Origin of the sequence: Desulfobotulus pelophilus (assembly GCF_026155325.1) — a bacterium.
In the GTDB taxonomy this organism is placed as follows: Bacteria; Desulfobacterota; Desulfobacteria; order Desulfobacterales; family ASO4-4; genus Desulfobotulus; species Desulfobotulus pelophilus.
This window is the reverse complement of record NZ_JAPFPW010000003.1, coordinates 142,741-165,508: the sequence shown is the minus strand read 5'-3', so window position 1 is coordinate 165,508 and position 22,768 is coordinate 142,741. Positions and strand designations below refer to the sequence as shown.

At 52.0% G+C, this 22,768-nt stretch carries 23 protein-coding genes and 1 tRNA gene; 8 read left to right on the top strand and 16 right to left on the bottom strand.

The genetic code is table 11. The annotated features are described in order from the left end of the window. Positions 1-269: 269 nt before the first annotated feature. The 5 genes from OOT00_RS04460 to rpmB all read left to right on the top strand — a co-directional run bounded on the left by OOT00_RS04460 (position 270) and on the right by rpmB (position 4,155). The gene (locus OOT00_RS04460) at positions 270-1,481 is read left to right on the top strand and encodes an EAL and HDOD domain-containing protein (protein ID WP_265424093.1); all 1,212 of its coding nucleotides are present in this window, start codon (positions 270-272) and stop codon (positions 1,479-1,481) included. A gap of 227 nt (positions 1,482-1,708) precedes the next feature. Then, on the top strand, positions 1,709-2,038 hold the full coding sequence (trxA, locus tag OOT00_RS04455) for a thioredoxin (RefSeq protein ID WP_265424092.1): 330 nt from the start codon (positions 1,709-1,711) through the stop codon (positions 2,036-2,038). Positions 2,039-2,045: 7 nt separating this feature from the next. Then, complete coding sequence (gene trxB / locus OOT00_RS04450; RefSeq protein WP_265424091.1) at positions 2,046-2,969, top strand: thioredoxin-disulfide reductase; 924 nt, start codon at positions 2,046-2,048, stop codon at positions 2,967-2,969. A gap of 127 nt (positions 2,970-3,096) precedes the next feature. Beyond that, positions 3,097-3,762: an outer membrane protein assembly factor BamD gene (locus OOT00_RS04445; RefSeq protein ID WP_265424090.1), complete on the top strand. Its 666-nt coding sequence runs from the start codon at positions 3,097-3,099 to the stop codon at positions 3,760-3,762. Positions 3,763-3,963: 201 nt separating this feature from the next. After that, positions 3,964-4,155: a 50S ribosomal protein L28 gene (gene rpmB, locus OOT00_RS04440; protein ID WP_265424089.1), complete on the top strand. Its 192-nt coding sequence runs from the start codon at positions 3,964-3,966 to the stop codon at positions 4,153-4,155. 176 nt (positions 4,156-4,331) lie between these two features. Here rpmB and OOT00_RS04435 read toward each other — a convergent pair whose 3' ends face one another. From OOT00_RS04435 to ispG, 3 genes are all read right to left on the bottom strand, one after another. Beyond that, positions 4,332-6,482 (bottom strand): RelA/SpoT family protein, encoded by a 2,151-nt coding sequence (locus tag OOT00_RS04435; RefSeq protein WP_265424087.1) that lies wholly within the window; start codon positions 6,480-6,482, stop codon positions 4,332-4,334. Between the two features lie 78 nt (positions 6,483-6,560). Continuing rightward, positions 6,561-8,072 carry a proline--tRNA ligase gene (proS, locus tag OOT00_RS04430; RefSeq protein ID WP_265424086.1) on the bottom strand — a complete coding sequence of 504 codons (1,512 nt, stop codon included), beginning with the start codon at positions 8,070-8,072 and terminating at the stop codon, positions 6,561-6,563. Between the two features lie 3 nt (positions 8,073-8,075). Next, complete coding sequence (gene ispG / locus OOT00_RS04425) at positions 8,076-9,197, bottom strand: flavodoxin-dependent (E)-4-hydroxy-3-methylbut-2-enyl-diphosphate synthase (protein WP_368407574.1); 1,122 nt, start codon at positions 9,195-9,197, stop codon at positions 8,076-8,078. 305 nt (positions 9,198-9,502) lie between these two features. Here ispG and mltF point away from each other — a divergent pair, with 305 nt between their 5' ends. Next, positions 9,503-10,903 carry a membrane-bound lytic murein transglycosylase MltF gene (gene mltF, locus OOT00_RS04420; RefSeq protein WP_265424085.1) on the top strand — a complete coding sequence of 467 codons (1,401 nt, stop codon included), beginning with the start codon at positions 9,503-9,505 and terminating at the stop codon, positions 10,901-10,903. A gap of 54 nt (positions 10,904-10,957) precedes the next feature. Here the strand turns inward: mltF and OOT00_RS04415 are convergent, their stop codons facing one another. From OOT00_RS04415 to rpmF, 13 genes are all read right to left on the bottom strand, one after another. Next, entirely contained in the window at positions 10,958-11,584 is a 627-nt protein-coding gene (locus OOT00_RS04415) for an MBL fold metallo-hydrolase (RefSeq protein ID WP_265424084.1), read from the bottom strand. A 299-nt stretch (positions 11,585-11,883) separates the two neighbouring features. Beyond that, a complete protein-coding gene (gene nusB, locus OOT00_RS04410; RefSeq protein WP_265424083.1) occupies positions 11,884-12,327 on the bottom strand; it encodes a transcription antitermination factor NusB in 444 nt (147 codons plus the stop codon). Next, complete coding sequence (gene ribH / locus OOT00_RS04405) at positions 12,327-12,800, bottom strand: 6,7-dimethyl-8-ribityllumazine synthase (protein WP_265424082.1); 474 nt, start codon at positions 12,798-12,800, stop codon at positions 12,327-12,329. Before ribH ends, nusB begins: the two co-directional genes overlap by 1 nt. Positions 12,801-12,829: 29 nt before the next feature. Next, positions 12,830-14,047, bottom strand: a complete 1,218-nt coding sequence (locus tag OOT00_RS04400) for a bifunctional 3,4-dihydroxy-2-butanone-4-phosphate synthase/GTP cyclohydrolase II (protein WP_265424081.1) — start codon at positions 14,045-14,047, stop codon at positions 12,830-12,832. Between the two features lie 66 nt (positions 14,048-14,113). Beyond that, positions 14,114-14,776, bottom strand: a complete 663-nt coding sequence (locus OOT00_RS04395; RefSeq protein WP_265424080.1) for a riboflavin synthase — start codon at positions 14,774-14,776, stop codon at positions 14,114-14,116. A 135-nt stretch (positions 14,777-14,911) separates the two neighbouring features. Further along, entirely contained in the window at positions 14,912-16,024 is a 1,113-nt protein-coding gene (gene ribD, locus OOT00_RS04390; RefSeq protein WP_265424079.1) for a bifunctional diaminohydroxyphosphoribosylaminopyrimidine deaminase/5-amino-6-(5-phosphoribosylamino)uracil reductase RibD, read from the bottom strand. Continuing rightward, positions 16,021-16,485, bottom strand: a complete 465-nt coding sequence (gene nrdR / locus OOT00_RS04385) for a transcriptional regulator NrdR (RefSeq protein ID WP_265424078.1) — start codon at positions 16,483-16,485, stop codon at positions 16,021-16,023. The genes ribD and nrdR overlap by 4 nt, the downstream gene beginning before the upstream one ends. Beyond that, positions 16,482-16,964 carry a deoxycytidylate deaminase gene (locus OOT00_RS04380; RefSeq protein ID WP_265424077.1) on the bottom strand — a complete coding sequence of 161 codons (483 nt, stop codon included), beginning with the start codon at positions 16,962-16,964 and terminating at the stop codon, positions 16,482-16,484. Before OOT00_RS04380 ends, nrdR begins: the two co-directional genes overlap by 4 nt. Positions 16,965-17,070: 106 nt before the next feature. Next, positions 17,071-18,309, bottom strand: a complete 1,239-nt coding sequence (gene glyA, locus OOT00_RS04375) for a serine hydroxymethyltransferase (RefSeq protein ID WP_265424075.1) — start codon at positions 18,307-18,309, stop codon at positions 17,071-17,073. 17 nt (positions 18,310-18,326) lie between these two features. Beyond that, a complete protein-coding gene (rpiB, locus tag OOT00_RS04370) occupies positions 18,327-18,788 on the bottom strand; it encodes a ribose 5-phosphate isomerase B (protein ID WP_265424074.1) in 462 nt (153 codons plus the stop codon). Next, on the bottom strand, positions 18,785-20,065 hold the full coding sequence (fabF, locus tag OOT00_RS04365; protein ID WP_265424073.1) for a beta-ketoacyl-ACP synthase II: 1,281 nt from the start codon (positions 20,063-20,065) through the stop codon (positions 18,785-18,787). Before fabF ends, rpiB begins: the two co-directional genes overlap by 4 nt. Beyond that, positions 20,065-20,292, bottom strand: a complete 228-nt coding sequence (acpP, locus tag OOT00_RS04360; RefSeq protein ID WP_303649845.1) for an acyl carrier protein — start codon at positions 20,290-20,292, stop codon at positions 20,065-20,067. The genes fabF and acpP overlap by 1 nt, the downstream gene beginning before the upstream one ends. Positions 20,293-20,449: 157 nt before the next feature. Further along, a complete protein-coding gene (rpmF, locus tag OOT00_RS04355) occupies positions 20,450-20,632 on the bottom strand; it encodes a 50S ribosomal protein L32 (protein WP_265424072.1) in 183 nt (60 codons plus the stop codon). A gap of 222 nt (positions 20,633-20,854) precedes the next feature. Between rpmF and gltX the strand changes: the two genes are divergently transcribed. Both gltX and OOT00_RS04345 read left to right on the top strand, forming a co-directional pair. After that, complete coding sequence (gltX, locus tag OOT00_RS04350; protein WP_265424071.1) at positions 20,855-22,261, top strand: glutamate--tRNA ligase; 1,407 nt, start codon at positions 20,855-20,857, stop codon at positions 22,259-22,261. A gap of 83 nt (positions 22,262-22,344) precedes the next feature. After that, positions 22,345-22,418, top strand: a tRNA-Gln gene (locus tag OOT00_RS04345). Positions 22,419-22,768 lie beyond the last annotated feature (350 nt).

Here is a 22,768-nt window from a genome sequence, read left to right as displayed (position 1 = left end):
AGCCTCAGGAAGCTGATGACAAATACGAACACTACTGGTATATGCTTCCATTATAATGATATTTCAGATCCATCTCCGGCAAGGAGACAGAGTTTACCTCCCACAGAGCCCAAACCAGACAGAAAACCCAAAACGGCTCAGACTATTCTCCAGCAACCGGGCAGACCCAACGGTTTCCCACATGCAATCAATACGAATTCTGAGAACCTATACCCTGCAAAGCCACCGGATTCAAGGCGGTTTTCAGTAAAATACCGAAGGGGCAGCCCATGGAAACCTTTGTGGCCAGACAACCCATTTTCAATCAGAAAAAGCAGATTGTAGCCTTTGAACTGCTTTTCCGTAATGGAATGAACAACGCCATGCCAGAGATGGACGGTGATATCGCCTCTACACAGCTGCTGGCCAACAGTTTTCTTGATATCGGCATGGACACCCTCACAGAAGGGAAAAAAGCCTTTATCAACTTCACGGAAAATCTCCTGCTGCAGAAAATCCCCCTCATGCTGCCCAGCCAGAGCACGGTTATTGAAGTTCTTGAAACGGTAAAACCATCGGAACAGATCATCAGCGCCTGTCGGGAAATGGCGGATAAGGGCTACGTTCTTGCTCTGGACGACTTTGTTCATGCTCCGGAATGGGCAGATATGATGCAGCTTGCCCGCATCATCAAACTTGACTTTCCAACAAGCTCCGAAGATAAAATCCGTGAAATCATGGCGGTAAAAACCGCAAAACCCATTCTTTTTCTAGCTGAAAAAGTAGAAACCCATGAAGAATTCAGCAAAGCCCTTGCCATGGGCTTTTCCCTTTTTCAGGGATATTTTTTCTGCAGGCCGGAAATCATCCGTGGCAGAAAAATTGAGGGACAAACCCTCAACCTTCTTCAGATCAGCGCAGAAGCCGCTAACCCCGATATGGATTTTGACCGTATGGAAGCATTGATCCACAGAGATGTGGGCATTGCCTATACCCTGCTGCGATATATCAATTCTGCTTTTTTTAAGCGCATCCGTGAAATAACATCCATACGGCAGGCGCTTGTGCTGCTGGGTACCGATGAAATCCGCCGATTCATAACCATTATCACCTTTACCAAGGTAAGCACCGGCAAGCCGGAGGCTCTCCTCAAGGCCTCCTGCATCCGTGGAAAATTCTGTGAACGAATGGGAGCAGCAACCCAACAGCCGGGGCTGGCCAACAGCCTTTTTACCCTTGGCATGTTCTCCCTTCTTGATGCCATTCTCGATGAATCCATGGAAACCATCATCGCCCAGTTATCCCTTTCACGAGACATTGCCAGAGCCCTTCTTTACCGGGAAGGACCGCTGGCTCCCTTTCTGAATCTGGCCATAGCCTATGAGAAAGGCGACTGGGCCATGGTGCCTGCAGCCCTCTCCGATGTGAGTTTGCCGGAAACCCAAGTGCCGGGCATGTATCTGGAAGCCTGCGAATGGAGCAGAAACCTGCCAGGCCTCTGACAGCCATGCGCCCTGCCTTCTGCCGGGTTGCCATTTTTTTATGTAACCGAGAGGAATGAATTCCGCTCTTTGAAACCAGAAGGCCGCCTCCAGACGGAAGCAGCCACCAGGCACATTGACAAGGCCCGAGCTGACCCCTATAGTACGCATGAATGGATAAACGGCCCTGACTCTGGTCTCCGGCACACCCCTTTAACCTTACTCTAATCAGGAAAGGATACATCCCCATGGCGGAAGGTGTTCTTGAAATTGGCGATGCGGATTTTGAAAAAGAAGTGATTCAATCGGACAAACCTGTCCTCATCGATTTCTGGGCTCCCTGGTGTGGTCCATGCAGAGCCATGACACCCATCATTGAAGATCTTGCCAAAAAATTCGAAGGCAAAGCCAAAATTGCCAAATGTAATGTGGATGACAACCCCATTACTCCCGGAAAATTTGGTGTGAAAGCCATTCCTACACTGATTTTCTTCAAAGACGGCAATATGGTTGAGCAGGTCACAGGCATGATGGCCAAGCCTAAAATTGAAGAGCTTCTGAATCAGATGATCGGATAAACAATCCATGGATGCAACCCCATACGATCTCATCATCATCGGCGGTGGTCCTGCAGGACTGACAGCCGGTATTTACGCATGCAGGGCACGTATGAAAACCCTGCTCATTGAAAAAATGATGCCCGGTGGTCAAATCATGATCACGGACTGGGTAGAAAACTACCCCGGTTTCCCGGAGGGTATTGCCGGTGCGGAACTGGCAGAGCGCTTCTCCCGCCAGGCGGAGGCCTTTGGCCTTGAAACCGCCTATGAAGAGGTGGTGAGCATCCGTCCTGCAGGTGACATGAAAGAGGTGGTGCTGACCGACAAAAGCCTTTACGCAAAAACCCTGATCATCGCCACAGGAGCCTTTGCCAGAAAGCTTGGAATCCCCGGAGAAGATGCTTTTTATGGCAGAGGGGTCTCCTTCTGCGCCACATGTGACGCCCCCTTCTTCCGGGACAAAACCGTTGTGGCCATCGGAGGCGGTGACACCGCCGTGCAGGAATCTCTCTATCTTACCCGTTTTGTAGACAGAGTTTTTCTGGTTCACAGAAGAGACCAGCTCCGTGCCACACGGATTCTTCAGGAAAGAGCCCTTTCCAACCCGAAAATCACCATGGTCTGGGATTCAGTACCGGAAGCCATCCTTGGCGGGGAACAGGGTCTGGCCGCTGTAAAAGTACGAAATGTCAAAACCAACGAGACAAAGGATCTGGCTGCGGATGGATGTTTTATCTGGATTGGCATCACACCCCATACCGCGTTTATCAAAGACACGCTGGCTCTGGATGAACACGGCTTCATCATCGTGAATGAACGAATGGAAACATCTGTTCCAGGAGTCTTTGCATGCGGAGATGCCCGTAACACTCCGCTCAGACAGGTAGCCACCGCCGTAGGTGATGCGGCCATAGCTGCCGTAGCTGCGGAACACTACCTCACCATGTAGCAACCGGAAAACCAGCCGCCCTGTTTGCCAGGGCGGCCTTTGTACGTTTCCGGGCAGAACGGGATAGTCCTCCTGCCCGGTAATCCTGTTGCAACAGGCACCCCACAACGTTTTTTTTCAGGGACCCATGAAATCAAAAGCCCTTTCCATCCTTTTTCTTATTGCACTCTGTTCCCTCATGACAGGATGCGGTCTTCTGGGTAAACAACCCGAAAAAACTGCTCCGGAACTTCTCAGCGAAGGCAGGGAAGCCTTTACAAATGAGAAATACCGGAAATCCCTTGAAAGCTTTCAACGCCTGCGGGACTGGTATCCTTTCAGCGAGCACGCCACAGAAGCCACCCTGCGGATTGCAGACTCCCATTTTGCCCTGAAAGAGTATGCCGAAGCCGCCGTGGTTTACACAGAATTTGAGCGTCTGCACCCCACCCATCCGGAAACACCCAGAGCGGTGTTTCAGCTGGGTATGTGTCACTTTGAACGCATAGACTCCGTTGACAGGGATCAGACAGCGGCCCGGAATGCCCTTTACGTTTTCCTCCGGCTTCAGGAGGATTACCACGGCTCTGCCTATGCGGAACAGGCTGCAGACAAAACCGCGGCATGCCGTGAAAGTCTTGCGGGAGCGGAACTGTATGTAGCGAACTATTATTTCAGGACCAAAGCCTTTGTATCGGCCAAAAACCGGGTTGAAACCCTTTTGAGGGCCTATCCCGATACGCCTCAGGCTGAAGAAGCAGAAATTCTGCTCAAAAGGATCAACCGCCTCATTGAAGACAGTGATAAGGAATAGGCCAACAGGAATTCTTTGTCATACATCTTTACTTCCATCTTTCTTTAGTGTATTGGGTTATGGTTTTGGTAGGGTATCTGGAGTTATCGTAGGGTTACGTTCAGAACCGCACTCAGCAAACTTTTCAAGCACCCCGCCATGGACGCCCCCTTTGAGAGGCCGCAGGGTGTTTGCATTTTTCATCAGCAGGGAGAATTCATCATGTCCAGAGAATGTGCTATTTGTGGCAAAAAACCCATGGTCGGCAACAACATCAGCCATGCCCACAATGTCAACAAACGTCGTTTCAACCCCAACCTTCAGAGTGTGCGCGCCGTACAGAATGGTTCCCTCAAACGCATTAAGGTCTGCACACAGTGCATCAAATCAGGTCGTGTAGCCAAAAAGGGGTAAAAATCTGACTTGCCGGATTAACAATCTTATAAAAATCAAGGGGCCTGGGAAACAACCCGGAGCCCCTTTTTATCTCAACACGGCCCCCTAAGAACGCCGCTGTACCTTACCTGTGCATGACAGTGGCGTTCTCTTCAAGGGGCATAAAAACACCAGAAGACAGCCCCTCCTGCCGGTTACATGTCCAGCCTTCGCACATCCACCACATCCCTGGTCTGGCGTAAAGCGGAAAGGACCTTATCCAAAAGCTCTCTTCCCGTAACCCCCACCGTAAAGAATGTGGAAACCTCCATATCTTCTCCGGTCTCCGTATGGGCGTTGAGAATATTGGCACCAGTCCTCGTAATGGCCGAAGCCATATCCGCCAGCAGCCCAAGCCTGTCATGGGAATGAATCTGTATTTTTACCGGGTAATATTCTGAATTATCCCCCGCCCAGTCCACGTCCACATATCGGTCCGGATTGAGTCTGTTTACACTGGGACAGTTTTTATGATGGACACTGACCCCCTGCCCCTGGGTAATGTAACCAATAATCGCATCTCCGGGTACAGGCTGGCAGCACTTTCCAAAGCGTATCAATATATCGTCCAACCCCTTGACCACAACCCCTTCACCTCTCGGCTTACGGCGATTTCTGCCGCTGATCAGCTTTTGAATAAAAGAGGGCCCCTTACTCTCTGGTTCCGTTGACGGCGCATACCTGCGCAGCACCTGAAGGGGTGTTACCTTGCCATACCCTACATTGGCGAGAAGATCTTCCACTGTTTTAAAATTAAAAAACTGTGCAACTTCCAGCATGGCGTCCGTATTGACCAAAGAACTGAAGTTCAGCTTGCGCTTACGAAATGTTTTTTCACAAAGCTCACGACCCAAAGAAAGGGAGCGTTCCTTTTCCTGACTTTTCACCCACAGCCGGATACGGTTTTTGGCACGCACCGTCTTGACAAAATTCAACCAGTCCTTGCTGGGAGTATGGTCTTTGGCAGTAATGATCTCCACAATGTCGCCGTTACGCATTTCATGGCTGAGCGGCACCATGCGGCCATTGATCTTGGCACCGGCGCACTGCTCCCCAACTTCCGTATGGATCATATAGGCAAAATCCACAGGAGTCGCTCCCTTGGGGAGGTTTTTCACCTCGCCACGGGGGGTGAACACATACACCTCATCGGGAAAGAGATCAATTCGGACATTCTCCATAAATTCATGGGGGTCCCGGTAATCTTCCTGATTCTCCACGAGATTCTGGATCCACGCAAAAGCCCTGGCAATATTAGGATCTGCACTTTTTCCCTCTTTGTAGCTCCAGTGGGCGGCAATGCCGCTTTTAGCAACCCTGTCCATGTCCCAGGTGCGGATCTGTACCTCAATCCGCTCACCATAGGGACCAATTACTGTGGTATGCAGGCTCTGATACATATTGGGCTTGGGCATACCGATATAATCTTTAAACTTTTTAGGCAGTGGACGCCAAAGAGAATGAATAACGCCCAGCGCCTCATAACACTGGGGAACGGTTTTCAGGATGATTCTGAATGCCGTCAGGTCATAAATCTCAGAGAGACTCAGCTTCTGCTGCACCATCTTCTGGTAAATACTGGGGATCTGTTTATACCGGCCCGTTACGTCCGCAGGAAGCCCCGATTCATCCATCCGGGTCTGGATCAGGCTCTGCACCTCCCTGACATAATTTTCCCTTTCCTCACGGTCCTTGGCAATGCCTGCCTCGATCTCCGCATAGGCTTCGGGCTTCAGATGGCGGAACGCCAGGTCATCTAATTCATTTTTTAGCTGATACATCCCCAGACGGGCTGCAATGGGTGAATAAATATCCCAGGTTTCCTGGGATATTTTCATAACCTTTTCTTTTTTCTTATGGAAATACAGGGTACGCATATTATGCAGGCGGTCAGCCAGCTTAATCAGGATCACGCGGATATCATCCGCCATGGCAAGAATCATCTTCCGGATACTTTCCGCCTGCCTGTGTTCGGATGTCTGAAAAGGAAGCTTGCTGATTTTGGTAACACCCGCCACAATATGCCCCACCTCCGCACCGAACATCTGACGGATTTCTTCTTCGGTGGCATGGGTATCTTCCACAACATCGTGGAGAAGACCCGCCGCCACACTGATCGTATCCAGCCTCAAGTCTGCAAGGATACCCGTTACCTCCAGAGGATGGGTCAGGTAGGGTTCTCCCGAAAGACGAACCTGCCCGTCATGAACCCGGGCGGAATAAATATACGCCCTTTCCACAAGGTCAATATCCGCCTCAGGATCATATTCGAGAATCCTGTCAATGATATCATTAATGCGAATCATGGAGCCCCGCCTCTTTCTGTACCCTGTCCTGCCGCCCTGTAAAAGGGGGCACATGCGTTCTTCCGACCTGACCCCATTTTAATAGGCCTTGGCAAAAACCACCCGCCGCAGGCTCCGTTCTCCACAAAAAATACATTTTCCATCCTCTTCCATAGCGTTCAGAGGAACACAACGGATAGTCACGGAAAGATCCTGTTTGATTCCGGCTTCACAATCCGCACGGCCACACCAGTGTGCCATGGCAAAGCCGCCATGAATTTCCGGTTTGTCCGTGCTCTTCGATGTAAACCAGTCATAAAAAGACTCTTTATCATCCAGCAAAACCGTATGAGCATTCCGGAAAGCCAGCGCACGCTCATACAGATTGCTCTGAATGGCATCCAGAGTGTCCCTTATCACCTGTCCAAGGTTCTCCCGTTTCACGGAAAAACGCTCTCCCGTATCCCTTCGAAACAGAAACACCCCATCTTCCGCCATGTCCCTTGGCCCCATTTCCAGACGGATAGGGACACCTTTTTTGATCCATTCCCAGTTACGGCCCGCCATATCCCGGCTATCAATTTCCACGGAAAGGGGCCTGTTGCCATAACTCTCCCTGCGCAGACGATCCCCCGTTTCACGGGTATAGGCCAAAATGGCATCAGGATCCGCATCTTTGGGGAAAACTGGCAGCAGTACCACATGGGCCGGTGCCACCTTCGGAGGCATGATGACACCATCATCATCACCATGGGTCATGATCATACCACCGATCATGCGGGTAGAAGCTCCCCACGAGGTGGTCCATGCGTGGGTATCCGCACCGTCCGCACCCTGAAAACGAATATCCGAGGCCTTGGCAAAATTCTGCCCGAGAAAATGAGATGTTCCAGCCTGCAGGGCTTTTCTGTCCTGCATCATGGCCTCGATGCAGAATGTTTCCACAGCACCGGGGAAACGCTCCGAAGGAGTCTTCACTCCCCGGATCACAGGCATCGCCAGCCAGTTTTCCACAAAGTCTGCATAGATATCCAACATGATACGAGTCCGCTCCAGAGCCTCCGCTTCGCTGGCATGGGCCGTATGCCCCTCCTGCCAGAGAAATTCACTGGTGCGCAGAAAAGTCCGGGTACGCATCTCCCAGCGAACCACATTGGCCCATTGATTAATCAGAAGAGGGAGATCCCTGTAACTGGTCACCCATTTGGAAAAAGCATCACCAATGATGGTTTCCGATGTCGGACGAACAATCAGCGGTTCATTCAGGCGGCCGGCTGGTACCAGCCGGCCATCAGGACCGGCCTCCAGGCGATGATGGGTAACAACCGCACATTCTTTGGCAAAGCCTTCCACATGCTCCGCTTCCTTTTCAAGGAAACTCAAGGGAATAAACAGGGGGAAATAGGCATTTTTTACTCCGGTTTCTTTGAACATGGCATCCAGCACCGCCACCATACGCTCCCAGAGGGCATAACCCCATGGTTTGATGACCATACACCCCCTCACAGGAGAATTTTCCGCCATATCCGAAGCTTTGACCACCTGCTGGTACCATTCGGGATAATCTTCCATGCGTGTCGGCGTAATGGCCGTCTTCTTATTCTTCCCCATATTTCATCCTATTTTTCCGGTTGTACACCATTCTTCTTCAAGGATTGCCACCTCGGCCATCAGAACATCCACAAGTTCATCTTCTCGACACTTACGGACAACCTCGCCTTTTCGAAAGAGAATCCCCTTACCCATACCTCCTGCTATACCCACATCCGCTTCACGGGCTTCACCGGGACCATTCACAACACATCCCATAATAGCCACCCGAATTGGTGCTGTCACGCTGAGCAGACGTTTTTCCACCGCATCCAGAATGGAAAAAAGATCAATGCGGGTCCGGCCGCATGTGGGACAGGAAACAATATCCGGTCCCCGCTGGCGCAGTCCAAGACTCTTCAGAATCTCATACCCTACGCGAACCTCTTCCACAGGATCCCGGGTCAATGAAACCCGCAGTGTATCACCGATTCCTTCTGCCAGCAGCATGCCAATGCCAAGGGAACTTTTCACAACCCCCGGGAAAAGCCCACCCGCCTCCGTAACTCCCACATGCAGTGGATAGTCACAGCGATTCGACAAAAGCCGGTATGCGGCCACGGTCCTCGGCACATCCGAAGCCTTCAGGGAAATTTTGATATCCCCGAACCCAAGCTTCTCAAGGATGGCCACGTGCCCCAGAGCACTTTCCACCATAGCTTCCGGAGTAGCGCCCCCGTAACGGGCCATCAAATCCTTCTCAAGGGATCCACCGTTCACTCCGATACGTATGGGTAAACCCCGGTCCCTTGCTACGGCCACCACTTCACGGACATGAACCTCCGCCCCTATATTGCCCGGATTAATACGAAGCCCGTCACATCCGGAAGCTGCTGCCGCAAGGGCAAGGCGATAATCAAAATGAATATCCGCCACCAGAGGCAGGGTAGTCTGCCTCCTGATCTTTTCAATGGCTCCTGCCGCCTCCATCCCCGGAACCGCCACCCGCACAATCTCGCATCCCGCTGCTGCAAGGGCTGCAATCTGTGCCACCGTGGCTGCCACATCTTCCGTCAAAGTATTGGTCATGGACTGAACGGTAACCGGTGCTCCCCCTCCCACGGCAAGATCTGCGATATACAGACGGCGTGTCTGTCTGCGTTTCATGGGAATCCCCGGCACTCTGCATTCTTCTTTCTTTTCCAAAAAAAAGCTCCCTGAGGCCTTGTGTTTTTCACGTGCCCTGAAGACGGGCGCAAAAAAAGTCTTTGCATCACAGCGATTTCTGGTAATAACAGAGGCATCAGTGAAGTGCAAGAACCCTGCGGGCCTTGACAGCTGTCAGCATTGCCCTGTGGCCCCTTTCCGTATAAAATCGGAGAAGAAAAGGCTCTTTTCCGGACAGGCTGACTTTTTTCCGGGATTGGGTCCCGGCCCCCCTGATCAAAAGGGCTTTGAGCAAGGATCCATTCAATCCTGCAAGCTGCGGGTGGAACCGAGAAAGGAGACCAGTGCATCTGTTTTTGTTTACCACCCGCTGTATCATCGAATTCACCATCATCTGCTGTCTCTGCCTCGGTGTACGCCTGGCCATCCACCTTGCCGATCTGCCGAAAGACCCCGAGCTTCCCTTTCCCCTTATTCTGGAAAGAGGCGAACTCCCCATTGTAACGCGCAATGCACTGCACACATACTATTTCTATAATGAAGAACCCATGGGCTTTGAGTATGAGCTGGTCAAGACCCTCGCTGACAAGCTGGAGCTCACCCTCACGGTTACCATTGTAGAAGATCTGGCAAGCATGGAAGCCTACCTTGCTGAGGGCAAAGCTGCCATTGCCATTCCCGGATCACCTGCTGCCGAAAAAGCCCTGTCACGGGCAACGAACCCCTATATGCATATGGAATATACCATTATTGTACACCGCAGCAATCTCAGCATAAGGTCTCTGGCAGATATGGCGGGTATGAAAGTACATATCCCTGCGGGGTCCGATGCCCGCCACCTGTTGTGGGATCTTCAGGAAGACGGTTTCCCCATAGAAATTATCGAGCAAAATGAATGCGGGGAAGAACTTTTCCACAAGGTGGCCCTGAGAGAAATCGATATAACCATCATACCGGGACACATGGCCCGCCGCTACCAGCGCTATTACCCCCAGGCCGTACCCGCATTCTCTCTGGGAAAACCAGCCCCTTTCGCATGGCTTGTCCATCCCCAGGCCCACAAACTGCGGTACACCATCAATCTTTTTTTTGATCAGATACAAAAAGATGGCACCTTCGAAACCCTCTACGCTCACCACTATGGGGATCTGGACCTCTTTGACTACGTGGATCTCATGCGTTTTCACCGCAGACTGGAAAGCCGTCTTCCTCGCTATCAGGAGCTGTTCGAAACCTATGCGGAAAAGTACGGGTTCGACTGGCGCCTTATTGTTGCCCAGGCCTATCAGGAATCCCACCTTAATCCATGGGCCCGCAGCCATGCCGATGCCAGAGGCCTCATGCAGCTCATGGCACGGACAGCCCGCAGTCTCGGTGTCACCAACATCCACGATCCTGCCCAGAATATTGAAGCCGGCATCCGCTACCTGAAAAAACTGCACGATCTTTTCAGCCAGGCAGAAGAACCCCATCGAACCTACATTGCCCTCGGTGCCTACAACGTGGGCCAGGGCCATATGTTCGACGCCCGGAATCTTGCCAGGCAGTTCAATCTGGACCCGAACCGCTGGTACAACATGGAAAAAACCCTGCCCCTGCTGGAACAGAAAAAATACTACAAAGATGCAACCTATGGTTACAGCCGGGGGTCCGAGCCGGTCAAATATCTGCGTAAAATCCTTCTGTACTATGATATTCTCCGACACAAAAGCCTGCTGGAATCCCGGAATCTGCCTCCCGAATAAAAAAAGGACAGAGGAATTCCCCCGTCCTTTTTACTCGGCATTTTCTTTTATCTTTCAGACACCACCAGCAAAAGGATTGAACCGTTTTTCACTGCCTATGGTAGTATCCGGTCCATGTCCACAATACACGCGCACCGCATCGCCAAGGGGAAACAAGCGCTCACGTATACTCGCAATCAGGGTGTTGTAGCTACCGCCCGGCAAGTCCGTCCGGCCAATGGAACCGGCAAAAAGGGTGTCGCCCACAAAAACAAAACCATCACCGGCAAAGGAAAGCCCACCGGGTGAATGACCAGGGGTATGGATGACCTTCAGAACCTCTTCTCCGAACCGGATTTCCTCACCGCCTCTCAATGGAAGATCACAGGGAGGGGAGTTCTCCGCCCGCAGGCCAAAACTCATGGCCATGGAAGCCAGCTGACCCAGCATGGGAGCATCATCGGGGTGAATGCAGATCTCTGCACCCGTAACCTCTTTCAGCCTGCGGTTGGCCGCCACATGGTCAAAATGCCCATGTGTATTCAGAATATATTTCACCGTCAGTTTTTCTTCGGCCAAGGCCATGAGAATACGATCCCCTTCATCGCCGGGATCAATGACCACTGCCTCACGGGTTTTTTCACAGCCAGCAATAAAACAGTTGGCCATAATGGGTCCTACAGCCAGGGATCTGATAATCATACATTGCCTCCCTTTCATGTACATCAGCACGATGTCTGCTTCTTTGCCCAGCTGCCAAGCGGCCAACAGCCTGTACAAAGGATCACTTTATCACTCTCATTTCAGCGGTTCCCTTGCCGGAGCTGCAATGGACTGTACAGCAGCAGAAGCCATGGAGTAACAAAGCACGCGGGAAAAACGGCTACCGGGCAAACTCAGGAACCAGAGGGCAGAAGTTTCCCATGGGCTTTGAAAGGCTCCTGCCTCTTACCGCAGTGGAACGAATCATCATCCCTTGCCCGCCATGGGGAGTTTCTCCGCTAGGGTTCGGCAATCCGCAACGGATCTTCTCCCCCCTTGCTTTCTCTGTCCTTGCGAATACTGTCGAGAATCCCGTTAACAAAGGCTCCCGAATCACGGGTACCGAACTTTTTGGCCAGATCTATGGCCTCATTAATGGATACCTTATCCGGGATATCATCCATGTACAGCATCTCAAAGACTGCCATGCGCAGTACATTACGGTCCACCCGACCCATGCGGGGTATCCGCCAGTTACTGGAAAACTGTTCTATGGTCCGGTCCAGTACTTCTCTGTGTTCCAGAACCCCCTCCACAAGGGCCTCGAAGAGAAGGATTCTTTCGTCTTCAGGAATCAGTACACGGCAGAACATATTTTTCACCTGCTCTGAAAATTCTCCCCGAAGATCCATTGAGAACAGCAGCTGCAAGGCCTGTTCCCTCGCCCTACGCCGGTATCCCATCAGGCTTTATCCACCACATCCATAAGGTTTGCCATCTCAAGAGCCGTCACAGCCGCATCAAAACCCTTGTTGCCCGCTTTGGTTCCGGCCCGTTCAATGGCCTGCTCTATGGTGTCCGTTGTCAGCACGCCAAAAATAACAGGAACCCCCGTTTCCAGCATTACCTGAGCAATACCCTTGGCGGCTTCCCCGGCAACATAGTCAAAATGGGGAGTGGCACCACGAATAACAGCCCCCAGACAAATCACCGCATCGTATCGTCCCTTTGCCGCAACCTTCTTGGCCATGAGCGGCATCTCATAAGCTCCGGGAACCTTTACGATGTCAATGGCATCATCCGAAGCGCCATGACGAACCAGCGCATCCAAAGCACCGCCCACAAGACGCTCCGTGATAAAATCGTTGAACCTTGTGCACACAATGGCAAAACGTTTGCCATCGGCCCTTAAAGGGGCCTCCAGAATTCTTGGCATTTTTTTCTCCTCATAGAAAATTCAAAACCTTACGCTTCTTTATCCTCAAGAGTAAGCAGATGACCCATTTTCAGTTTCTTACACTCAAGGTAGCAGCGATTCACATCATTGGATTCAATCTCTATGGGTACCTGCTCCACAATGCGGAGGCCGTATCCTTCAAGACCCACCATTTTTTTGGGATTATTGGTGATCAGTTTCATCTCCCTGATTCCAAGATCCGCAAGAATCTGGGCACCGATTCCATAGTCCCGCATATCCGGCTTGAAACCCAGCCTGACATTGGCCTCCACCGTGTCCAACCCCTCATCCTGAAGATTGTAGGCCTTCAGCTTGTTGACAAGACCAATGCCCCGGCCTTCCTGCCGGATATACAGCAGCACACCGCAACCTTCTTCTTCCATCATCATCATGGCTTTACGCAGCTGATCTCCGCAGTCACAACGCAGGGAACCAAAAATATCTCCTGTGAGACATTCCGAATGAACCCGAACCAACACCGGTCGGGAAGGATCTATGTCTCCTTTAACAAAGGCAATATGCTGAAAATCATCGATGGCATTTTCATACACAACCGTACGGAATTCTCCTGCAAAGGAGGTAGGAATTCTGGCCTCCACCTGACGCTTAACAAAACTCTCCGTTCGCAGACGATAGGCAATGAGATCTGCCACCGTGCAGATGTTAATTCCATGCTCCTCACTAAAACGCTCCAGAGAAGGCATGCGGGCCATGGTTCCATCATCATCCATAATTTCACAGATGACACCCGCAGGTTTCAGACCTGCAAGGCGGGCAAGGTCAACGGAACCCTCGGTTTGCCCGGAACGAACAATTACACCGCCGTCTTTGGCACGCAAAGGAAAAATGTGACCAGGCCTGACAAGGTCCCTGGGTTTTGCCCCCTCTTTCACGGCGGCAAGAATCGTTGTTGCCCGATCAGCAGCAGAAATACCTGTGGTCACACCTTCTCTGGCTTCAATGGACACCGTAAAACCCGTTCCGAAGGGAGAGGTGTTGTTACCGACCATCATGGGAAGATCCAGAGCATCACATTTTTCTCCCGTCAAGGAAAGACAAATGAGCCCTCTTCCGTATTTAGCCATAAAATTGATGACTTCCGGCGTCACCTTCTCTGCAGCTATGGTGAGATCTCCTTCATTTTCCCTGTCTTCGTCATCGGCAAGGATAACCATTTTTCCGGCCCTGATATCTGCTATGGCCTCTTCAATACTTATCTTCGGCATGTAAAAATCTTTGCCTCCCCTTTTGATGCTTGCTGTAAGCCCTTGTAATAATTCCGGGTACCCATTCTACAGAAACCCGTTTTTAGCCAGAAATGAAAGGTCTATCCCGGAAGATACCGGCTTTTCTTTCTCCGCCCTTCCGGGCATAAGGAGGAAACGTTCGATATATTTACCAACAATATCTGTTTCTATATTGACACTTTCACCCGTCTCCCTCGTTCCAACGCTTGAAAGTCCTGCCGTATGAGGAATAATGGAAACAGTGAAACGATCCCGCTCACAAGTGTTTACCGTAAGACTGGTTCCATCCACAGCCACGGATCCCTTGGGAATCAGATAGCGGGCCAGAAAAGGGTCGACACCGATAGTAATGATCATGGCATTGCTGCGGGTTTCCCTGGAAAGAATCCGGCCTTCTCCATCCACATGCCCCGTCACAATATGACCATCCAGACGGGAGGCCAGGGTCAGGGCTCTTTCCAGATTCACACGCTCCCCCACCCGCGCGATCTTGAAACGTGAGCGAGCTACGGTTTCCGGAGCCACATCCACAGTAAAGCGTCTGCCCGCAAGAGAAACGGCTGTCAGGCAGGCTCCGTTGACGGCAATACTGTCGCCAATACGGGTGCCCGCAAGGTCAAAATCCGCCTCAACGGTCATACGTCGACCCTCTCCGGCTGCCGTAAGTTCCCGGATAGTACCCAACCCTTCAATGATTCCCGTAAACATGCCTGCTCCTCACAATAACAACTGCCGCCTACCCACAAAGCACCAAAATTCTTGAATACCCAAAATACTGGCAGGACACCATCTGCAGAAAAATCAATCTGTCTTTTGAATAAACCCGTCCCGTTTTTCCAGACTTCATGCCAAAGAAGGAACCAGGGGATATCCTTCCACACGGATATCACCGCCACAGGGGAAAACCGCCATATCAGCAAGGAACATGCACTGGTCCATACGCTCAGGGCCAGGCCCGTCCATCACAGGGATACCATCCCCTCCAAGAATTTTGGGAGCATAGAAGAAGACAGCCTTATCCACAATACCGCTTTTCAACGCCGATGCCGCAACACGACCGCCACCTTCAATAAGAAGACTCTGAATCCCCTGTTCCGCTAAAAGGGGCATCATAGCTTTAAAGTTAAGCCTGCCATCCTTATCCGAAGGAGTCTCCAGAACCCGGACCCCCATTTCAAGAAAGGGCTGCTTCCGGGATGCGGGGAGCCCTTCCGCACAAAGTAAAAAAGTAGCCGAGTCACTTTTCTGACACAACACCCGTGCTTTTGTATCCACATCCAGCTTCGATGCCAGTACAATGCGAACGGGGTCTCTACCGCTCCCTTCGGGAAGTCGGCAGGTCAGGCTGGGATCATCGGCCCGTACCGTAGCACTGCCCACAAGAATGGCATCCAGCCGCTGCCTAAGATGCCTGTGGCACCATTCCCTGGACTCTGCACCCGTTACCCACTTGGAGTCACCGCTTCGGGTAGCCACGCGGCCGTCAAGGGTCATGGCACACTTCAGGACCACCCATGGCAAACCCGTTTCCATTTTTTTGATAAAAGGAGCATTCAGCTTTCTGGCCTGATCCTCACAGATCCCCGTATCCACAATCACACCGGCTGAACGCAGGCGGTCCATGCCTCCGGCGGCTTTGGGGTTGGGATCTTTCATGGCAATCACCACACGCCCGACCTCAGCGTCCAGAATAGCCTGGGTGCAGGGTGGCGTCTTCCCAAAATGGTTGCAGGGCTCAAGGGTCACATAAATGGTTGCCCCTGCGGCAGCCGATCCGGCTTGCCGGAGGGCATGCACCTCAGCATGGGGCCCCCCATAAGCCGCATGCCAGCCTTCTCCCACAATGCGACCATCCCGGACAACCACGGCACCGACCAAAGGATTGGGAGAGGTACGCCCGCTTCCTTTCAACGCCAGATCCAGTGCCTTTTCCATGAAAAAAACATCCTTCATCATGCGTCTTTTTCCCGGACAAGAAGAGATTTCAGTTCTTCCACAAAATCATTGACATCCTTGAATTCCCGGTAAACAGAAGCAAAACGAACATAGGCAATGGCATCCAGATCATGGAGCCTGTGCATGACCCTCTCCCCCAGAATACGGGAAAAAACTTCCTTTTCTCCCGACTCTCGCAGATCACGTTCCAGCTCGTCAATAAAGCTTTCTATGGTGTGCATGCTCACATTCCGCTTTTCGCATGCCCGCAAAATACCACTCCGGAGCTTTTCCTTGCTGAATTTCTCCCTGCGACCGTCCTTTTTGACTATCATCATGGGGATTTCTTCTACCTGCTCATATGTGGTGAAACGACGGGTACAACTCAGGCACTCCCGCCGCCTGCGGATCATCGCACCGTCCTTACTCAAACGGGAATCAATAACCTTGTTATCCCCTTCCCCACAAAACGGACACTTCATAATGCCTCCCTGAATAAGGAATTCCGGCTCTCTCCGATTCTCTCCAGAGGAATCCCCGCTTCTGCCAGCATTTCCTCGCTTAAGGGATCCGCGTATCCTTCAAGGTAATAAATTTTTTCTATGCCGGCGTTAATCAGCATTCGCGCGCAGATGGAACAGGGCCGGGTGGTGCAGTACAAGGTAGCCCCCAGAATGGACACTCCGTGTCTTGCCGCCTGGATAATGGCGTTCTGTTCGGCATGGATTCCCCTGCAAAGCTCATGACGCTCTCCCGATGGTACCTGTCTCTGTTCCCGGAGACACCCTGTTTCACCACAGTGTCGTACACCGCTGGGAGCCCCGTTGTACCCTGTAGATAAAACACGTTTATCCTTTACAATGATTGCCCCCACAGCTCTGCGCAGACAGGTTGACCTTCGGGCCACCAGAGTGGTGATGTCCATAAAATACTCATCCCATGAAGGCCGGTCTTCTGTCATCACACCACCCCATATGAAATTTCAGCTGCCGCCACAGTATACCCGCCCCCTCGGAGCACATACCTGCCAATCCGGGACATACACCCTATGCCCCGGATCATACCAATCAATACTGAAACAAAGGAAAACGGGCCGTAAGGGTAGCCACTTCTTTACGGACAGCCTCCGCTTTTACGGCATCCGACGGATTTTTCACACACGCCGCTATCCATGAAGCAATCGTCTTCATTTCATTGACACCCATACCACGCGTGGTAAGGGCAGCTGTTCCAATCCGGATACCTGACGTGACAAAGGGACTCCGGGTTTCAAAAGGAATGGTATTTTTGTTAACCGTTATACCAGCCTGGCCCAGTACAGCCTCTGCCTCTTTGCCCGTTATTCCTGTGTTGGTCAAATCCACCAGCATCAGATGGTTATCCGTTCCTCCGGACACCAGATTCAACCCTTCATCCATCAATGCACCGGCCATGGCAACTGCATTTTCCACCACACGACCCTGATAAGCCGTAAAATCATCGGCAAGAGCCTCTTTGAAAGCCACGGCCTTGGCTGCTATCACATGCATCAGAGGCCCACCCTGAATACCGGGAAAAATCTGTTTGTTGAAAACGGCTGCCTTATCATCTCGCGCAAGGATCAATCCCCCACGAGGTCCCCGCAGGGTTTTATGAGTGGTACTCGTGACAACAGTAGCATGGGGAATGGGAGAAGGATGGAGGCCTGCAGCCACAAGACCGGCAATATGAGCCATATCCACCATCAGAAAAGCATCCACGGATGCGGCAATGGTGGCAAAACGCTCGAAATCCAGAATGCGTGGATAGGCACTGGCCCCGGCAACAATCATGCGGGGGCGAACTTCTTCTGCCTGCTTTTGCAGAGCATCATAGTCAATTCGCCCCGTTTCTCTGGCAACACCGTAATGGCTGAAATCATAAAGTCTGCCGGAAAAGTTCACAGGGGATCCGTGGGTGAGGTGTCCACCGTGGGAAAGGTCCATGCCCAGAATTCTATCTCCGGGTTCCAGAAGACCAAAATAGCAGGCCATATTTGCCTGGGATCCGGAATGGGGCTGCACGTTCGCGTACACAGCACCAAAGAGCTCCCTTGCCCTTGCAAGGGCAAGGTTTTCCGCCTCATCCACAAACTCGCAGCCACCGTAATACCGTTTGGCAGGATAGCCTTCGGCATACTTGTTGGTCATGATGCTGCCCTGAGCCGCCATAACCGCAGGGCTCACAATATTTTCAGAAGCAATCAGCTCCAGACTGCCCTGCTGACGGGCCAGCTCCCTGTCCATGGAATCAGCTATATCCGGATCCACCGCACGAATGATGTCCATATTCTTACCCATCTCCATCACTTAAAGGGATCACAGAATCCCTGGTTAAAATGATCCAGCCGCACCTGATGACGCCCCCCCTCAAAGGGTGTTTCCAGCCATGCGCTCACAATGGCACGGGCCAGCACATCACCCAGGACCCGTCCCCCCAAAACGAGAATATTGGCATCATTATGACGGCGGCTCATGCCTGCAGAAAAAAGATCATTGCAGAGCGCTGCCCGCACGCCGGGAAAACGGTTGGCCACCATGCTCATACCAATGCCCGTTCCGCAGAGAAGAATACCCCGTTCTGCACGCCCTTCAGAAATTGCCCGCGCCACCCGGATGCCATACTCGGTGTAATCCACGGAATCCCTACCATGGGTTCCCATATCTTCGACAGCCATTCCCCGGGAGCGCAGATGCTCTGCCACAACGGTCTTCAGGTCCACGGCAGCATGGTCACTGGCCAGCAAAATAACATTTTTATCTGTCATGAGATATCTCTTTCACGGCCAGACTCCACTGCCATCAACAGGGAGGCATTGGTTCCACCAAAGCCGAAGGCATTGGTCAGAGCCATCTTTACATCCTGACTCCTGGCCTGATTCGGGATATAATCAAGGTCGCATTCCGGATCCGGATGATTAAGGTTCCGCGTTGGAGGCAGAATACCATGATAAAGGGCCAGGGCACTCACACCCGCTGCAAACCCTCCGGCAGCTCCAAGGAGATGCCCTGTCATGCTTTTCAGAGCCGTTATGCAAAGCTTTTGCGCATGGCCTCCGAACACCTGCTTCACAGCTCTTGTCTCACAAACATCATTCAAAGGGGTGCCGGTGCCGTGGGCGTTCACCCACCCCACCTGATCAGGGCAAACGCCGCCATCCAGCAGGGCCGCCTGCATGCAGGCGGCCATTCCCTGTCCTTCGGGTTCCGGAGCCGTGATATGATAAGCATCGCATCCCGCACCATACCCATCTATGCAGGCATAAATCCGAGCCCCTCGCTCCCGGGCTTTCTCCAGATTCTCCAGCACAAGGAAACAGGCTCCTTCTCCCACCACAAACCCGTCCCTGTCTCTGTCAAAGGGGCGACTGGCACTCTCCGGGCTGTCATTGCGGGTGGAAAGCGCCTTCATAGCAGCAAACCCAGCCAGACAAAGTGGGCTGACAACAGCCTCGCTGCCACCGGCCAACATGACATCCGCATAGCCATCCCGGATTCGGCGGAAAGCCTCGCCCACAGCGTGGGCTCCGGCAGCACAGGCTGTCGCAAAGGTGAGATTCGGCCCCCTGAGCCCCATATGCATGGCCACCATGCCACCAGCCATATTGCCAATGAAGTGGGGAATCAGAAAAGGACTCACCCTGCCCGGGCCTCTGGACACAAGGGTACGGAAATTTTCTTCCATCACCTCAAGCCCGCCAATGCCACAGCCCGCATAGACCCCTGTACGGGCATCCCCGGTCCAGCCTTCGGGCATCCGCGCATCCTCCACGGCCATCTGTGCCGCAGCGACACCATATGCCATGAACAAAGGCGTACGCCTGGCTTCCTTCCGGGGGAGAAAGTCCTCTGCCCGAAACCCTTTGACTTCACCGGCAATGGTTACGCTCTGGCCTTCCGTATCAAATCGTGTAATCGGGCCAATACCGGAGCGCCCCTGGGTCAAGCCCTGCCAGGTTTCACCGGCACTGAGACCCAGAGGAGAAACCATGCCGATTCCCGTAACAGCTACCCTGCGAGGAGTACGGAGGCTTCCTGCTACCATCACAGAGCTTCCAGAAACTCAATCACGTCTTTGACGGTACGGAGTTTTTCCGCCTGCTCATCGGAAATATCCACATCAAAGACATCTTCCATACTCATCATCAGTTCCACAAGATCCAGTGAATCGGCTCCCAGGTCTTCCACCAGTGAGGCCCCTGGCACCACCTCATCAATATCCACATCCAGTTTTTCAGCAATGACTTTGCGAACCTTATCTTCAACGGACATGATATTTCCTTTCTTGGAATCAAAAAGGGGCAGGAAAACAGAGCCCCACTGAAGCTTCAGTAAAAAGCAAAAGGGGTCAAGCATCCCCCATTATGGGGAAAAACACTCCGGACCCCCTCCTTTCCCTGTCTTTCACCCGGGCATCCACCCCTGGGGATCAGACCTCCATATCTGCCAGAACCGTACGTCCTTTATAGGTACCGCAGCTTCTGCAGGCAGCATGGGATTGTTTTGCTTCGCCGCACTCAGGGCAGGCGGACACATTGACACCAGCCGTTTTCTTGTGTGTCCGGCCCTTGTCTCTTCTTGACTTGGATACTTTTCTCTTTGGTACAGCCATATCAATCTCCTGAAATAATTTATATTTTTCTAAACGCAGCCTGCACAACCCACAAAACCGCGACATGATAGCCGTTTTCCTATGAGAATTCAACGGATGCTGTCAAGTTTTTTCCCTTCCCCCCCTTGTCCGAAGAGGACAGCTTATGATAATCCTCTTTTTTTATGCGTCTCACGGCGCATACAGGCAACTCCAGTCGCAACCGAAAAACCGAGGTTTACAGTGACAGACACCATTATAACACGCTTTCCGCCAAGCCCTACGGGCTATCTGCATGTGGGAGGGGCCCGTACCGCCCTGTTCAACTGGCTTTACGCCCGGAAAACCGGGGGTAAATTCATCCTGCGCATTGAGGATACGGATACCCTCCGGTCAACCCAGGAATCCGTCGATGCCATCTTCCAGGGCCTTGAGTGGCTGGGTATCGACTGGGATGAAGGTCCATACTATCAGACCCGACGCTTTGATATCTACCAAAAATTTCTCGACCGTCTTGTTGCGGAAGAAAAAGCCTATTACTGCACCTGCTCCCCTGAAACAGTGGAAGCCATGAGAGAAAAGGCCAGAGCCGAGGGCCGCAATCCCATGTACGACGGTTCCTGCCGTCATAAAAACCGGCAGCCTCAGCCAGGAGCCGTCGTCCGCCTGCTGACTCCGGATACGGGCAGCACTCGCATCGACGATGTGGTGAAAGGCCCCATATCCATACCCAACACAGAAATAGATGATTTTATCATCTGCCGCAGCGACGGTGTGTATACCTATAACTTTGCCGTTGTCATTGATGACCTTACCATGAACATCACCCACGTGATCCGGGGTGACGATCACATCAGCAACACCCCCAAACAGATTCTCATTTACGAAGCCCTTGGAGCCAACATCCCAAAATTCGGGCATGTTCCCATGGTTCTTGGACCCGACCGGACCCGACTTTCCAAACGACATGGTGCCATGGGGGTCATGGAATACAAAAAAATGGGCTTTCTTCCCGAAGCCCTGCTGAACTATCTCGTACGCCTTGGCTGGTCCAGCGGAGATCAGGAGTTTTTCACCATAGAAGACATGAAACACCTCTTTACCCTTGAAGCCATCGGCCGATCTCCCGGTGTATTTGATATGGACAAGCTTACGGCCCTTAATGGAGAACACATACAAAAAAGTACACCCGAGAAACTGTTGCCCCCCCTTCTGGAGCAGATGACGGATCTTGCCATACCCCACGATCCAGACGATACCCGGCTTCCTGCCATTATCTCCCTGCTCCAGCCTAGAAGCAAGACCCTCCTTGAGATGGCCCAGCAGGCAGAACCTTTTTTTGTGGCACCCTCCACTTATTGCGAGGTGGCCATCAAAAAGAACTTCAAGACCGGCAGCCTGGAGGTTCTGAAAAAAATAGAAGAAAAACTCACAGAGAGCGAAGAGGAGTCGGAAACCGCCATGGAGGCCCTGCTTCACAGCGTCTGCGAAGAAATGAATCTCAAACTCGGCAAAGTGGGAGGCCCCCTGCGGGTAGCCCTTACCGGCAAAGGACAGAGCCCCGGCATGGGTGAAACTCTGGCCCTGCTTGGAAAAGAACGCAGTCTGCCCAGAATCAGGGCTGCCATTGCCTTTTTAGAAACTTTCTAGAAAAAAGTTCTGGCGCACCTAATTCTTTTTTCATTTTTTTCTTGACACCACCCCTCTTTTCTTCTAGTTTAACACCCGTTTGCAGAGGGGTCGTCTAATGGTAAGACTACGGACTCTGACTCCGTCTATCGGGGTTCGAATCCCTGCCCTTCTGCCACTTAAAAATTAAGGGCTTACAGCATAATGCTGTGAGCCCTTTTTTTATTGCTTTTAATTTATCCCAGTTCCCCAGCTGACTCAGAGGGAAAATATGAGAATACTTTTTGCCCCTCCGTGCTGCCACCGAATCATTATTCAGTACTCCCAAAAAGATTTCTGCTTTGTTTACAACCCTATCCCCCCTTCCCATTGCCTCCACCCCATAAAAAAGGCTTTTCCCTCAGGCCGTTAACCCTGCCAATCTGCTGATAAAAATGAAACAGAAACTGAAAGCCATAGATCCCCACCCCCGCATTGTAAATCAGGCCCGCCTGAAAACAGATCTGCCCTAGGATTCTTTGGACTGAA

Bases quoted from the DNA above. Each gene is read 5' to 3' on its own strand.
- OOT00_RS04460 (WP_265424093.1), top strand. From the start codon at position 270: ATGGAAACCTTTGTGGCCAGACAACCCATTTTCAATCAGAAAAAGCAG.
- trxA (WP_265424092.1), top strand. From the start codon at position 1,709: ATGGCGGAAGGTGTTCTTGAAATTGGCGATGCGGATTTTGAAAAAGAA.
- trxB (WP_265424091.1), top strand. From the start codon at position 2,046: ATGGATGCAACCCCATACGATCTCATCATCATCGGCGGTGGTCCTGCA.
- OOT00_RS04445 (WP_265424090.1), top strand. From the start codon at position 3,097: ATGAAATCAAAAGCCCTTTCCATCCTTTTTCTTATTGCACTCTGTTCC.
- rpmB (WP_265424089.1), top strand. From the start codon at position 3,964: ATGTCCAGAGAATGTGCTATTTGTGGCAAAAAACCCATGGTCGGCAAC.
- OOT00_RS04435 (WP_265424087.1), bottom strand. From the start codon at position 6,482: ATGATTCGCATTAATGATATCATTGACAGGATTCTCGAATATGATCCT.
- proS (WP_265424086.1), bottom strand. From the start codon at position 8,072: ATGGGGAAGAATAAGAAGACGGCCATTACGCCGACACGCATGGAAGAT.
- OOT00_RS04415 (WP_265424084.1), bottom strand. From the start codon at position 11,584: ATGATTATCAGATCCCTGGCTGTAGGACCCATTATGGCCAACTGTTTT.
- nusB (WP_265424083.1), bottom strand. From the start codon at position 12,327: ATGGGATACCGGCGTAGGGCGAGGGAACAGGCCTTGCAGCTGCTGTTC.
- ribH (WP_265424082.1), bottom strand. From the start codon at position 12,800: ATGCCAAGAATTCTGGAGGCCCCTTTAAGGGCCGATGGCAAACGTTTT.
- OOT00_RS04400 (WP_265424081.1), bottom strand. From the start codon at position 14,047: ATGCCGAAGATAAGTATTGAAGAGGCCATAGCAGATATCAGGGCCGGA.
- OOT00_RS04395 (WP_265424080.1), bottom strand. From the start codon at position 14,776: ATGTTTACGGGAATCATTGAAGGGTTGGGTACTATCCGGGAACTTACG.
- ribD (WP_265424079.1), bottom strand. From the start codon at position 16,024: ATGATGAAGGATGTTTTTTTCATGGAAAAGGCACTGGATCTGGCGTTG.
- nrdR (WP_265424078.1), bottom strand. From the start codon at position 16,485: ATGAAGTGTCCGTTTTGTGGGGAAGGGGATAACAAGGTTATTGATTCC.
- OOT00_RS04380 (WP_265424077.1), bottom strand. From the start codon at position 16,964: ATGACAGAAGACCGGCCTTCATGGGATGAGTATTTTATGGACATCACC.
- glyA (WP_265424075.1), bottom strand. From the start codon at position 18,309: ATGGACATCATTCGTGCGGTGGATCCGGATATAGCTGATTCCATGGAC.
- rpiB (WP_265424074.1), bottom strand. From the start codon at position 18,788: ATGACAGATAAAAATGTTATTTTGCTGGCCAGTGACCATGCTGCCGTG.
- fabF (WP_265424073.1), bottom strand. From the start codon at position 20,065: ATGGTAGCAGGAAGCCTCCGTACTCCTCGCAGGGTAGCTGTTACGGGA.
- acpP (WP_303649845.1), bottom strand. From the start codon at position 20,292: ATGTCCGTTGAAGATAAGGTTCGCAAAGTCATTGCTGAAAAACTGGAT.
- rpmF (WP_265424072.1), bottom strand. From the start codon at position 20,632: ATGGCTGTACCAAAGAGAAAAGTATCCAAGTCAAGAAGAGACAAGGGC.